We start from the raw sequence: 11,762 nt of genomic DNA on the forward strand, positions 1-11,762 counted from the left end.
GACGCGCGGCACGCGTGCGGTCAGACAGCCACCGAGCTGGGTTCGACCGTCGAGGCGGGCGCTGGTGCAGACGGGGAGTCGGTGCGACGCCGGGCGAACAACGTGTCGAGCGCCCAGGCGCCCGGGCCGAGGGTCGCTATCAGCAGGAACGACCAGCAGAAGAGGGCGGACAGCTCGCCCCCGTTCTGCATGGGCAGCAGGTGATCCGGCTGGTGCACAACGAAGTAGGCGTACGCCATCGAGCCGGATGCCAGTAGAGCGGCGGGTCGGGTGAAGAGCCCGGCCAGCACCAGCGCGCCGCAGACCAACTGGATCAGGGCGGCCCACCAGCCCGGCCAGGTGCCGAGCGGTACCGCCTTGCCGGTCATCGGATTGCCGCCGAACAACCCGAAGACCGAGGTCAGGCCGTGCAACGTGAACAGCAGGCCGATCACGATGCGGAACAGGGACAGGGTCGGCCCGCCGAGCCGAGAGACGTTCATGGGACCTCCATTGAGGTGAATGGATGGATCCCGTCCATCGTGACGCATGGTTACATCGAAGTTAATAAATTCCTTGCTGGTGGGAAGATCCCCGGTTGAAATATGTCGGCGCCGCGCCCGCCGGTGACGAGCAGGCGGGGCGGCGAATGCGTCGTGCCGAGGCTCTGAGCTGCGGCTGCGCAGGAAAATCGACCTCAGCAGGGCGTTGGTCGCTCGATGGGAGCGCTCCCGAATGACGGTACAGCCCACCGGGCGGTGCGCGCAGCCCGCCGACCCGCCGCAGACGCGGACGGCCGGCCGACCCCGATGATCCACTCGGCTTCCTTGAAGGCGCGGTATCCCGAGGCCAGGATGCCCCGGGTTCAGGGAAACCGAGTCGATCAAGCGCCGGAGACCGGCTCAGCGGCCGGGGACGGGCAGGGTGGGCAGCGGCGGGACGCCTCCGTGCGCGAGGATCGGTGGATGATCTCCCGCGAGATGACAGCGCGACGGGCCGGCCGGTCGCTCGCGGTGTTCGCGTCAGCGCTGGCGCTCGGCGCCTGCGCACCCGGCGATCATCGCGGCCAGTCCGGGGACGGCCCGAGCCGGCCGCCGATCGCGCCCAGCCCGTCCGCGAGCACCGACCCGCTGGCCGAGTGCCCGGCGTCCGGCGTCCGGATCCGGTCGACCGGGTCGGACGCCGCGATGGGGCTTCGCGCCCTCGGCCTGGAGCTGGTCAACTGCGGCGACCGCCCCTACCAGCTCAACGGTTATCCGGTGCTGCACGTCTACGACGAGCAGCGCGAGCCGATCATGCTGCGCGTGGTCAACGGCGCCAAGGAGATCACCTCGGGCTTCGACCAGCCGCCCCGGAAGGTCACTCTCGCCCCGAACGAGCGAGCCACCGCCGTGGTGCTCTGGCGCAACCTGGTCACCGATTCGACAGTGGTGGCCACCAACGGGGAGTTCCTGACGGTGGCACCCGCGGCCGGCCAACCGCCCCACGAGGTCGACCCGGACGGGCCGGTCGACCTGGGCAACACCGGCCGGATCGGCGTCAGCGCCTGGAAGAAGGCCGACCCGTCCGCGCCGGCACCGACGCGCCCGGCCCCGCTGCCGATACCGAGCGTGGTGCCGTCCTCGGTGAGCCCGCCCGACAGCCGGCTGTGAGCCCGGCCCGTCAGCTGGTGATGTCCTTGCGGGTGAAGCGCCAGAACGCCAACCCCCAGAACAGCGTCGCGTAGCTGATCGCCGAGATGCAGCCGCGTACCACGTCGTCGGTCTGCACGGGAGTCGAGAGCAACCCCAGCCAGGCGGTGCTGAAGTGGGTGGGCAGGAAGTCGCGTATCGCGCCCAGGGCGGTGATCTGGTCCAGGATGCTGGACAGGATCCACAGCAGCACCGCACCACCCACCGCGCCCAACGCGGCGTCCGTGGTCACCGACAGCAGGAACGCCAGCCCGGCCACCACCAGGAGTACGACCGCCAGATAGCCGAGCACCGCCAGCAACCGGAGCAGCCCCTCGGTGGGTTCCAGCTCGGCGGCGACAGTGCTGCGCAGCGGCGACCAGCCGTAGCGCAGGGTCCCCGCCAGCAGCGCGGTGCCGGCCAACAGGATCAGGGCCAGCCCCGAGTACGCGAGCGCGACCACCAGCTTCACCGTCAGCAACCTGGCCCGGGGCACCGGGATCGCCAGCAGGTAGCGCAGGCTGCCCCAGCTCGCCTCACTGGCGACGGTGTCGCCGCAGAACAGCGCGACCACCACCACCAGCAGGAACGACGCCGAGACGAAGATCGAGAACAGGGTGAAGTTGAGGCCACCCGAGGTGGCCAGCTCGACCAGGCTGGAGAACTCGTTGCGACCGTTGTCGTCGTCCCCGCCCGAGTCGAACTGGAACGCGATCAGGATGATCAGCGGCAGCAGCACCATGAACCCGAGCGCCAACTGGGTGCGCCGCCGGGACGCCTGCCGCCGGAACTCCGCCGCGAAGGGCATGGTGGCCGACGGCCGGTAACCGCGGGCCGCACCGGCCGGGTCGGTCACGCCCAGCGGCGTCTCGACGGAAGAGCCTGCCATCACCGGTCACCGCTTCCCCGAGAGTTCTCGCCCACCAGGGCGAGGAACGCGTCCTCCAGGCGCCGCCGGGGCACCACCCGGTCCACTCCGATGCCGGCGCGCACCAGCTCGGCCACCACCTCGCTGCGGGCCGTGCCGTTGGTGTCGACCACCAACTGGCCGTCGCTCTCCGGCAGGACCCGGACCCCGTGCAGCCGGTCCAGCACCGCGCGCGCCGCCACCGGGTCGGTGACGTCGAACAGCACGCTCGGCGACTCGCCCACGATCTCCTCCACCGGCCCGGACGCCACGATCCGGCCCTTGTTGACCACCACCGCGTGCGTGCAGGTCTGCTCCACCTCGGCCAGCAGGTGGCTGGAGACCAGCACCGCGCGCCCGTCCGTGGCGTAGCGCTGGAGCACCCGGCGCATCTCGGCGATCTGCGGCGGGTCGAGCCCGTCGGTCGGCTCGTCCAACACCAGCAGCTCGGGAAGACCGAGCATGGCCTGGGCGATGGCGAGGCGCTGACGCATCCCGTGGCTGTAGTTCTTGATCTTCCGGTGCACCGAGTCGCCCAGTCCGGCGATCTCCAACGCCGCGTCGAACTGCGCGTCCTCCCACGGCCGTCCGGTGGCCCGCCAGTACGCCTTGAGGTTGTCCAGACCCGACAGGTGCGGCAGGAAGCCGGGGCCCTCCACCAGCGCGCCGATCCGGGACAGCACCGGCGAGCCGGGCACCAACCGGCGACCGAAGACGTAGATCTCCCCGGCGGTCGGCTGGGTCAGCCCCATCAGCACCCGCAGGGTGGTGGTCTTGCCGGCGCCGTTCGGCCCGAGCAGACCCACCACCTGACCCGGGTGCACCTCGAAGTCCACGTTCGACACCGCGACGAAGCCGTCCGCGTACTCCTTGCGCAGTGCGCGCACGGCCAGCGGGGTGTCCGCGTACTCCGGGTGCACCGAGCGGTCCTGGCGGCGGTGCCGGCGGCGGACCACGGCGACGACCACGACGAGCCCGACCGCGATGGCGGCGAGCAGGCCGGCGAGCACCCAGCGCCAGAGCGTCGCGGCGGTGGGGATCGGCTCGCCGCTGACCGTGGGCAGGGTGACAGCGCCGTCCACGGCCACCGTGTAAACGGTGGGCTGGGCGGGCGTGGTGTACGCCTGGTCGGAGGTGGCCACGACGAGGCGCAGCCGGTGGCCGGCCTCCACCCGTCGGACGATCCCGGGCAGCGTCACGGTGACCGGGCGGGCGTCCTGCACCTGCTGCGGCAGGCCGGTGAGCCGGATCGGGGCGACCAGCCCGTTCGGCAGGGTGGCCGCGCCGTCCGGGTCGACGTCGTAGAGCTTGACGAACAGCACCGCCTCGCCGGTGGGCGACGCGGCCCGCACGGTGACGGTCGGCGCACCGGCAACGTCCACCGCCTCGGTCAGCGGCGTCGACTCGAACCGGGCGTGCTGGCCGGGCACGTCACCGGCCACGCCGTCCAGCAGCGAGGCGAGCCCGCCGGCGAACGGGATCGAGGAGATCGCAGCCGGATTGCCGTTGGGCGGGTTGGCGATCGGCTGGGCCGGGCCGGCGACCGGGATCTCCCGGCGGGCGTTGCCGGTCAGGCCCGGGTAGTCGGCGCGGCGGAAGCCGGTGGCGACGAGACCCCTGTCGAGCGCGTCGAAGCCGGCGATCCGCGACCAGGTGAAGTCGTCGCCGGGTGCGTCGCCCTCGCCCTTGACGTAGTGGTCGAGCCACTGGACGGTCAGGAACTTCACCCGGTCTTCGTCCGAGCGGGGTCCACTGCCACCGTCGTGCCCGCCGGTGAACCAGGCGACCCGCACCGGGGTGCCGGCGGCGGCGATGCCGCGAGCGTTGGCGTCCGCCTCAGCGAGCGGGAAGAGAGTGTCCGCCTCACCCTGCACCAGCAGGGTGGGGGCCTTGATCCGGTCCAGGACACCCGCCGGGCTGGAGCGGCGCAGCAGGTCCACGGCGGCCTGGTCGGCCCGACCGGTGGTGGCGATCCGCAGGTACGCGGCGCACACGTCGGCGGCGAACCGGCCGCAGGACGGGTCGGCGGCACCGGCCGGGGCGCCACCGGGACCGGTGCCCGGGCCAGCGCCCGGCCCGGGGCTGGGCGGACCGGCCGACTCCGGGGCTCCCTGCGGCTGGGCGGCGGTCGCACCGGACAGCCCGGCCGGCCCGGAACCCACGTTGCCGCCGCCACCGAAGAACAGACCGGCCCAGCCCTTCTTGAACACGCCCTCGGTCGGCGCTCCGCCGGTGCTCTCCGGCAGGAAGGCGCGCGACAGGTCGTTCCAGGTGATCATGGGGACGATCGCGTCGACCCGACTGTCCTGGGCGGCCAGCAGCAGTGCCAACCCGCCGCCGTACGAGCCGCCGACCACACCGACCTGCGGGTCACCGGCGGCGTTGGTGCGCACCTCCGGCCGAGCGGCCAACCAGTCCAGCAGCCGCTGAGCGTCGCGCACCTCGTGGTCCGGGCTGTCCAGGTGGATCTCACCGCCGCTGCGGCCGAAGCCCCGGGCCGTCCAGGTGAGCACCGCATAGCCGCGCCCGGCGAACTCCTCCGCGTCGGAGCGCACCGACTCCTTCGTGCCGCCGAACCCGTGTGCCAACAGCACCGCCGGCACCTTCCGCCCGGACGACGCGTCGTCGGGCAGGTAGAAGGTCGTGTCCAGGTCCACCGGCTGGTCGCCGGACGGTCCGGAGCGGACGGTGAGCATCGCGCTTTCGGTGCGTACGCCCGGCCCCTGCGGCCACACCGCCCAGGTCACGGCAGCGGCCAGCAGCACGACGACCGCCGCTGCGGCGATCGCGCGACGGCGGGTGGGCAGGGCACGCCGGAACCACGCGGCCGGCGACGGCGATGTCATGCGGCACACGGTACGGCCCGCAGCCTGAGCGTTGGCTGAGATCCGCCGTACGTCCGTCCGGTTGCCCCGATCGGTGTCGAGATGGGTGCAAGCGCGCAACGTCGGACGCGGCACAGTGAGTTGACTTCGGATTCCGTGAATTCCGATCTATGCCGGATATCCACCTCGATCCCTCCATGTCACACCCATCGACGAAACAAAGTGGGCTGGAGGCGCGGACAAATGCTGACATTGCTCGAACTGACGCGAACCTGACTCGCCGACTGAGGTCTGACCGGTAGGCGGTTCGATTAGTTTTCCGGTCCGGTGCACGGGACTTTTCGGCTGACCCGAGACCGCGCCAATTCGCGCTTCCCCGCCGGAGGAGACACACATGACAGTCCCCGCGCCGCGGGCCCGTCGACGGCCGTCCACGCTGGGCCGACTGCTGCCGCTGCTGCTCGTCGGGGCACTACTGGCGCCCGTGGGTCTGCTCGTCACGACTGCCTGGCGGCAGACCAACGACGACCGGACCCTGGCCGCCCGCGAACGACTCGGCGTGCAGTACCTCGGTGCCCTGGCCGGGGTCACCGACGCCCTGGTCGAGGCCCAGTCGGCCGCGGTCAGCGGTCGCCCCGTCGCCCGGGAGCCGTTGGACCAGGCGGTCGAGAAGGCCGCCGCGGTGGACGCCCGCATCGGCGTCGAGCTGCTCAGCCAGGAGCGCTGGGCCGGGGTACGCGCCAAGCTGGAAGCACTGCGCGGCCGCAGCCCCGCCGACCCGGAGTCCGCCTATACCGCGTACGGCGAGGCCGCCGACCTGCTGCTGGCCCTGCACCGCAAGGTCCGGGAAAGCTCCGGGCTGGTACGCGACCCCGCGGTGGACTCCTTCTTCCTTCAGGACAGCGTCGGCGAGGAGTTGCCCAAGGCGGTGGTGGCCGCCGGCCGGCTCGCCGACCTGGGCACGCTGATCTCCCGCCGGCCCGCCGCCGAGCAACCCCGTGGCCTGATGGAGCTGACCGGCCTGCGGGTGACCGCCCTGGCGCCGGCCAACGACGTCGTGGACAACCTGCGCTCTGCCGTGGACGGCTCGGAGAGCACCGATCTCGGCGCCAACGTGCTGACCCCGCTCGACACCTACCAGCGCTCGGTGGAGGCGCTGGCCGCGTTCTCCACCCCCGGCGCCGGAGGCGTGGACCAGGGTCAGTTGGCTGCCGCCGGGCTCAACACGCACCGCGCGGCGCGCCAACTCCAGCCGATCATCCTCGCCGAGCTGGACGCCCTGCTGGTCGAGCGTGTCGACGGGCTGGACCGGGGCCGCTGGCTGACCATCGCCGCAGGGGTCGTCGCCGTGCTGTTGCTGGGCTGGCTCGCCGCGCTGCTGATCGGGGCCGGTCGCCGGGCCCGACGCCGGGCCGCCCTGGCCACGACCCACACGGAAGCCCCCGACACCCCGTCCCGGGCAGACCCCTGGCAACCGGCCGTCGCCGAACCGCGAGAGCTGCAACCGACCGGCGGTCTCCGGGCCCCGGAGACCGCGCAGTGGGGGGCGTTCGATGCTGCTCGGTAGGCTCCGCATCCGCGGCAAGCTCGCGCTGCTCGTGGTGATCCCGCTGCTCAGCATGGTCGGCCTGGCCGTGCCCGTGATGCTCGACCGGGTGGCCGCGGCACAGCGGGCCGGCGACACCGCCGACCGGGTACGACTCGCCAGTCGCGTCGGCAGCCTGGTCCAGGACCTCCAGCAGGAACGCATCCTCTCCGTCGGTTTCCTGCTCGGCCGGGTCGACCGCAGTGAGCTGATCCGCAAGTCCGCCGACGTGGACGACCGGGTCGCCGACCTGCGGGCCGACGGGAGCGACGCGCTGACCGACCGCGTCGACCGCGCCCTGGACGGTGTGTCCAGCCTCAGCGACCTGCGCACGGCAGTGCTGGCCCGGGCCGCGAACCCCGGGCAGGTGATGGAGGCGTTCGGTCCGGTCAACGTGGGCATGATCGACTCGCTGCGGCTGGCGTTCGGTGTGGACACCGAAACGCAGGCGGGCCGTCAGGTGCTCGCCCTCGACGGGCTGCTCCGCGCCGACGAGGGCCTAGGCGCCTGCGCCACCCTGATTGTGCTGGTCAAGGTCATCGGCAGCCCGGACACCAGCGCCGCCTACGTGGCGTGCATCGCCGCGCTCCAGGTCGACAGTCGGCGCTTCCGCGCCCTGATCACGCCCGAGCAGCTCGCGGTGGCCCAGCTCAACGACGCGGCGGTGGCCGCGCGTACCAGCCCCGACTTCCTGGTCACCAGCGCCCGGAACCCGGCCGGCGCAGTCCGCGACGTGCCGATCGAGGCGCTCTTCCCGGCCGTCCGCACGATGATCCGACTCGGCCAGTTCGTCGAGAAGAAGCTGGTCGCCGACGTGCTCAGCGAGGTGACGGCCGAGCAGCGCCGGGCGCTGACCGCCGCGTACCTGGTCGGTGCCGCGGCGGTGCTGATCCTGATGCTGGTGGTGATGCTCAGTGCGGCGGTCGCACGGACGGTGGCCCGACCGCTGACCCGCCTCACCCGCTCGGCCGACCGCGTTGCCCGGGTCGCCGAGGCCGAACTGGTCCGGGTCACCGACGACGAGACGGAGAGCCCACAAGCGGTCCGGCTGGAGCCGGTGGACGTCCGGGCCAACGACGAGATCGGCGACCTGGCACGGGCCTTCGACCGGGTGCAGACCACCGCCGCGCGGCTGGTCGAGCGGCAGGTCGCCGGCCGACGCAACGTGGCGCAGATGTTCGGTCACGTCGGGCGGCGCACCCAGAACCTGGTGAGCCGGCAGATCGCTCTCATCGACCGGCTGGAGCAGCAGGAGGCCGACCCGGGCCGGCTGGAGCACCTGTACCGCCTCGACCACATCTCCAGCCGGCTGCGGCGCAACGCCGGCAGCCTGGTGGTGCTCTCCGGCGCGGCCGGAGCCGACGCGCACACCGCGCCGGTGCCGCTGGCCGACGTCGTCCGGTTGGCGCTGGGCGAGATCGAGGACTACACCCGGGTGGAGGTGCGGGTGCCGGCGGGCATCTCGGCCGCGCCGGCGGTGGTCGGTGACCTCATCCTGGCGCTGGCCGAGCTGATGGAGAACGCCACAGTCTTCTCCCCGCCGCACACCCGGGTGCTGGTTGCCGCCGAGGCGTCCGGCCTCGGCGCCCGGATCACCGTGGTGGACCACGGCATCGGCATGGGCGAGCAACGCCTGGCCGAGGAGAACGCCCGGCTCACCCGCCGGGAACGGCTCGACCTGGCACCGACCGAGGTGCTGGGCCTGTTCGTGGTGGGCCGGCTGGCCCGTCGCCACGGCTGGGAAGTGGGCCTGACCGCCACCGGCGGCGGTGGGGTGACCGCACACCTGGAGATCCCGTCGGCGTCACTGGTGCTGCGCCGCGCCGACCGGGCCGGGGCCGCCGTGGCCCGGGCCGCCGTGCCGGCACGGGACCGACGTACGGCCACCCCGGCGGTCGACGACCACGACACGCGGTCCCTCGCGGCGGCCGTCGCCGCGCCGGCCCGCTTCGACTCGGACCTGCTCAGCCGAGCCACCCTCAGCCTGGAGGCCGGCCCGTCCTGGAACGCGTTCGGCCCCGGCCAGACGGAGCAGGTCGCTCCCGCACCCCAGGCGCCGGAGCCGCCGGGCACGCCGGCCGGACCGCGGGTCCGGCAGCGGGTGCCCGGGGCCAGCCTGCACGCCACCGCCGCGCCGACCCGGCCGGTGGACGCCACCGCCGCGGACCCCGCCGCCGCCCGCGCCCTGGTCGAGGCGTTCCAGGCCGGGGTACGCCGGGCCGAGGCCGCATCCGGTGTCCGGTCGACCACGACGGACCCGAGTGTGACCGTCGACCTGCCGAGCACACCGGGCGGCGCCGGCCCGACGGTGACGGACAACGCGGGACTGTCGGATGGCACACCGGGTCGGGGCCGGCTGAGCCGGCGGGTGCCGGGGGCGAACCTGACCGCCATCCCGGCCTGCCAGCCGCCCAGTACGCACCTCGGTGACCCGGCCGAGGTCCGAGATCAGATCAGCGAGTTCGAGGAGGGCGTCGCCCGCGCTCTCCGCGAAGTCAGCCCAGACCACCGGAACGAAGAGGGATCATCACGGTGACCAGCCCCTTCCTGCACGACAACGTCGACCAGAGCCCGACCGGCGCCATCGGGGATCTCAGCCCGGAGGCTCGCACGTTCAACTGGCTGCTGGACTCCTTCACCTCCAGCACCGCCGGGGTCCTGGAGGCGATCGCGGTCTCCTCGGACGGCCTGCTGATGGCCATGTCGGCGATCAAGGATCGGTCCAACGCCGAGCGGTTGGCCGCCGTGGTCTCCGGAATGACCAGCCTCGCCGGTGGGGCGGCCAGTTGGTACGCGCTCGGCGGCCTGAACCGGGTGATCGTCGACATGGCCGACGGCTATCTGCTGATCAGCGCGATCAGCAGCGGTTCCGTGCTCGGGGTCGTCGCGGACCGGTCGGCCAACCTGGGCACCGTCGCGTACGAGATGACGCTCTTCGCCGGGCGGGCCGGTGGCGCCCTGACCCCGCGGTTGATCGTCGAGTTGAAGAACGCCGTCCAACAATGACCCCCGAGGTCGCCGGCGAGGATCCGGACCCGGACCCCCGGGTCCGGATCCGCCCGTACCTGCGCGCGTTCTCCCCGACCGGGGAGAGCGTGGCGGCACCGGCGCTGCCCGAGCCGGAGGAGGGTGGCGGTGGTCCGGCCGGTCCCCGTCCATTCGTGCTCACCTCCGGGCGGGTGGCGGGTGCCGATCCGGCGATCGGGCTGGAGACGCAGGTGACGGTCCGCCCGGACAGCGGCTGGTGGAGCAGCCCTCCCGGGGTCCTGATGGCACCGGAGATCCAGGCGATCATCGCGCTCTGCGCCGAGCCGATCTCGGTGGCCGAGATCTCGGCCCGGACCCGACTGCACTTCGGGGTGACGCGGGTCCTGGTCGGTGACCTCCGGGCGGCCGGGCACCTGGACGTGCACGTCACCGACACCGACGACGCTCTCGACCCCAACCTCATCCTGCGAGTGATTGATGGACTCCGTGCGATCTCCTGAATGGCCGGTCGCCCCGCTCGGCGGGGTCGCCGCGAACAGCGCCGCCGCCCGGTACGGCATGTCATCGGGCACCGGGCCGATCGTCGGGCGGGCCGGGCCGCCGTCGAGCGCTCCGCCGCCGCCGTACCAGCCTCCGTCCGCTACGCGGGCGTCATCGCCTCCGGTCAAAAGACCCGCCGCGCCGCCGGTCCCGGTCAAGATCCTGGTTGCCGGCGGCTTCGGGGTGGGCAAGACGACCACAGTGGGCGCGATCTCGGAGATCGCGCCCCTGACCACCGAGGCCGAGATGACCACCGCCGGGATCGGCGTGGACGACCCGGGCGCCAGATCATCCAAGACCACCACCACGGTGGCCATGGACTTCGGCTGCGTGACCATCGACCGCAGTCTCAAGCTCTACCTGTTCGGCACCCCGGGGCAGTCCCGGTTCGGCTTCATGTGGGACGACCTCGCCCGGGGTGCGCTCGGCGCCCTGGTGGTGGTGGACAGCGCCCGGCTGGACGACTGCTTCCCTGCGATCGACTTCTTCGAGCGGGCCGGGTTGCCGTTCGTCGTCGGGGTCAACGCCTTCGACGGGCGGCTGGCCCTGGAACTCGGCGAGATCCGCTGGGCGCTGGCCATCGGCGACCACGTTCCCCTGGTGCAGTTCGACGCCCGGGACCGGCTCTCGGTGCGGGACGCCCTGCTGGTCGTCCTGGACCGTGCGCTGGACCGGGCTACGCGGGACCGGAGGGCCTGAGCTGACCGGCTCCGGCCGTGGCGGGAAGGAGGTCTGTGGTGAGGGGTGACCTGGACGAGACGCTGGCCCGACTGGCCCGGCGCGAGGAGGCGCTACGCCGGCGGGTCAACGACCGTGCCGACACCACACCGCCCTCGGGCCAGCCCGAGCTCGGGCGCGGCGACGAGCGCGACGCGGTGCCGGGCGGCCACGGTCCCCGCCACGCGGGGGCGGACCCCTCGGCCGACGTGGCCGGTTGGGGGCCGGTCGAGGAGGTGGCCGAGGCGGTGCGTCAGATCGTCGGCGCCCACCCAGGGCTGGCGGTGACCGTGCACGTGGAGCACGCCGGGCGGACGTACCCGTTGCGGGTTTCCTGGGACGGGCCGGACGTCACGGTCGGGCCGGTGCCCCCGGCGGCACCGCCGGTGGCACCGGTGACACCTCCACCGACCTGGCCGCTGTCCGGCCGGACGGTTCCCGGCTGGGCGCCCGGCCCGAACGGGTTGACCCCGGACCCGGCGGCCCGACTGGCCGAGCTGATCCGACGGGACCCGTCGCTGTTGGACGAGCTGGATCCGCGGCGCTGACCG

The 11,762-nt window shown here is 73.0% G+C and carries 10 protein-coding genes; 7 read left to right on the forward strand and 3 right to left on the reverse strand.

The window, feature by feature from the left end; all coding sequences use genetic code 11:
* Positions 1-20: 20 nt before the first annotated feature.
* A complete protein-coding gene (locus FBZ33_RS28700; protein WP_141911428.1) occupies positions 21-482 on the reverse strand; it encodes a DoxX family protein in 462 nt (153 codons plus the stop codon).
* A 462-nt stretch (positions 483-944) separates the two neighbouring features.
* On the opposite strand from FBZ33_RS28700, the gene FBZ33_RS28705 reads away from it, so the two are divergent.
* Positions 945-1,631 carry a DUF4232 domain-containing protein gene (locus FBZ33_RS28705; protein ID WP_255509062.1) on the forward strand — a complete coding sequence of 229 codons (687 nt, stop codon included), beginning with the start codon at positions 945-947 and terminating at the stop codon, positions 1,629-1,631.
* Between the two features lie 10 nt (positions 1,632-1,641).
* Here the strand turns inward: FBZ33_RS28705 and FBZ33_RS28710 are convergent, their stop codons facing one another.
* Both FBZ33_RS28710 and FBZ33_RS28715 read right to left on the reverse strand, forming a co-directional pair.
* On the reverse strand, positions 1,642-2,538 hold the full coding sequence (locus FBZ33_RS28710; protein WP_141911431.1) for an ABC transporter permease: 897 nt from the start codon (positions 2,536-2,538) through the stop codon (positions 1,642-1,644).
* The gene (locus FBZ33_RS28715) at positions 2,538-5,402 is read right to left on the reverse strand and encodes an alpha/beta fold hydrolase (protein WP_141911433.1); all 2,865 of its coding nucleotides are present in this window, start codon (positions 5,400-5,402) and stop codon (positions 2,538-2,540) included. Before FBZ33_RS28715 ends, FBZ33_RS28710 begins: the two co-directional genes overlap by 1 nt.
* Positions 5,403-5,775: 373 nt before the next feature.
* Between FBZ33_RS28715 and FBZ33_RS28720 the strand changes: the two genes are divergently transcribed.
* The 6 genes from FBZ33_RS28720 to FBZ33_RS28745 are packed head-to-tail and all read left to right on the forward strand — an operon-like array spanning position 5,776 to position 11,759.
* Positions 5,776-6,948, forward strand: a complete 1,173-nt coding sequence (locus FBZ33_RS28720) for a hypothetical protein (RefSeq protein ID WP_141911435.1) — start codon at positions 5,776-5,778, stop codon at positions 6,946-6,948.
* On the forward strand, positions 6,935-9,502 hold the full coding sequence (locus FBZ33_RS28725) for a nitrate- and nitrite sensing domain-containing protein (protein ID WP_141911436.1): 2,568 nt from the start codon (positions 6,935-6,937) through the stop codon (positions 9,500-9,502). The genes FBZ33_RS28720 and FBZ33_RS28725 overlap by 14 nt, the downstream gene beginning before the upstream one ends.
* Complete coding sequence (locus FBZ33_RS28730) at positions 9,499-9,972, forward strand: roadblock/LC7 domain-containing protein (RefSeq protein ID WP_088950435.1); 474 nt, start codon at positions 9,499-9,501, stop codon at positions 9,970-9,972. Before FBZ33_RS28725 ends, FBZ33_RS28730 begins: the two co-directional genes overlap by 4 nt.
* Positions 9,969-10,454: a DUF742 domain-containing protein gene (locus FBZ33_RS28735; RefSeq protein ID WP_088950436.1), complete on the forward strand. Its 486-nt coding sequence runs from the start codon at positions 9,969-9,971 to the stop codon at positions 10,452-10,454. The genes FBZ33_RS28730 and FBZ33_RS28735 overlap by 4 nt, the downstream gene beginning before the upstream one ends.
* Complete coding sequence (locus tag FBZ33_RS28740) at positions 10,432-11,193, forward strand: ATP/GTP-binding protein (protein WP_185755431.1); 762 nt, start codon at positions 10,432-10,434, stop codon at positions 11,191-11,193. The genes FBZ33_RS28735 and FBZ33_RS28740 overlap by 23 nt, the downstream gene beginning before the upstream one ends.
* 38 nt (positions 11,194-11,231) lie before the next feature.
* Positions 11,232-11,759 (forward strand): hypothetical protein, encoded by a 528-nt coding sequence (locus FBZ33_RS28745; protein WP_141911438.1) that lies wholly within the window; start codon positions 11,232-11,234, stop codon positions 11,757-11,759.
* The last annotated feature ends 3 nt before the right edge of the window (positions 11,760-11,762 follow it).

The sequence above is a fragment of the Micromonospora sp. A202 genome (assembly GCF_006715105.1).
GTDB classification, from domain to species: Bacteria; Actinomycetota; Actinomycetes; order Mycobacteriales; family Micromonosporaceae; genus Micromonospora; species Micromonospora zamorensis.

Excerpts from the sequence above, each read along its gene's own strand:
- FBZ33_RS28705 (WP_255509062.1), top strand. The coding sequence starts at position 945 with ATGATCTCCCGCGAGATGACAGCGCGACGGGCCGGCCGGTCGCTCGCG.
- FBZ33_RS28740 (WP_185755431.1), top strand. The coding sequence starts at position 10,432 with ATGGACTCCGTGCGATCTCCTGAATGGCCGGTCGCCCCGCTCGGCGGG.
- FBZ33_RS28700 (WP_141911428.1), bottom strand. The coding sequence starts at position 482 with ATGAACGTCTCTCGGCTCGGCGGGCCGACCCTGTCCCTGTTCCGCATC.
- FBZ33_RS28715 (WP_141911433.1), bottom strand. The coding sequence starts at position 5,402 with ATGACATCGCCGTCGCCGGCCGCGTGGTTCCGGCGTGCCCTGCCCACC.
- FBZ33_RS28725 (WP_141911436.1), top strand. The coding sequence starts at position 6,935 with ATGCTGCTCGGTAGGCTCCGCATCCGCGGCAAGCTCGCGCTGCTCGTG.
- FBZ33_RS28735 (WP_088950436.1), top strand. The coding sequence starts at position 9,969 with ATGACCCCCGAGGTCGCCGGCGAGGATCCGGACCCGGACCCCCGGGTC.
- FBZ33_RS28710 (WP_141911431.1), bottom strand. The coding sequence starts at position 2,538 with ATGGCAGGCTCTTCCGTCGAGACGCCGCTGGGCGTGACCGACCCGGCC.
- FBZ33_RS28720 (WP_141911435.1), top strand. The coding sequence starts at position 5,776 with ATGACAGTCCCCGCGCCGCGGGCCCGTCGACGGCCGTCCACGCTGGGC.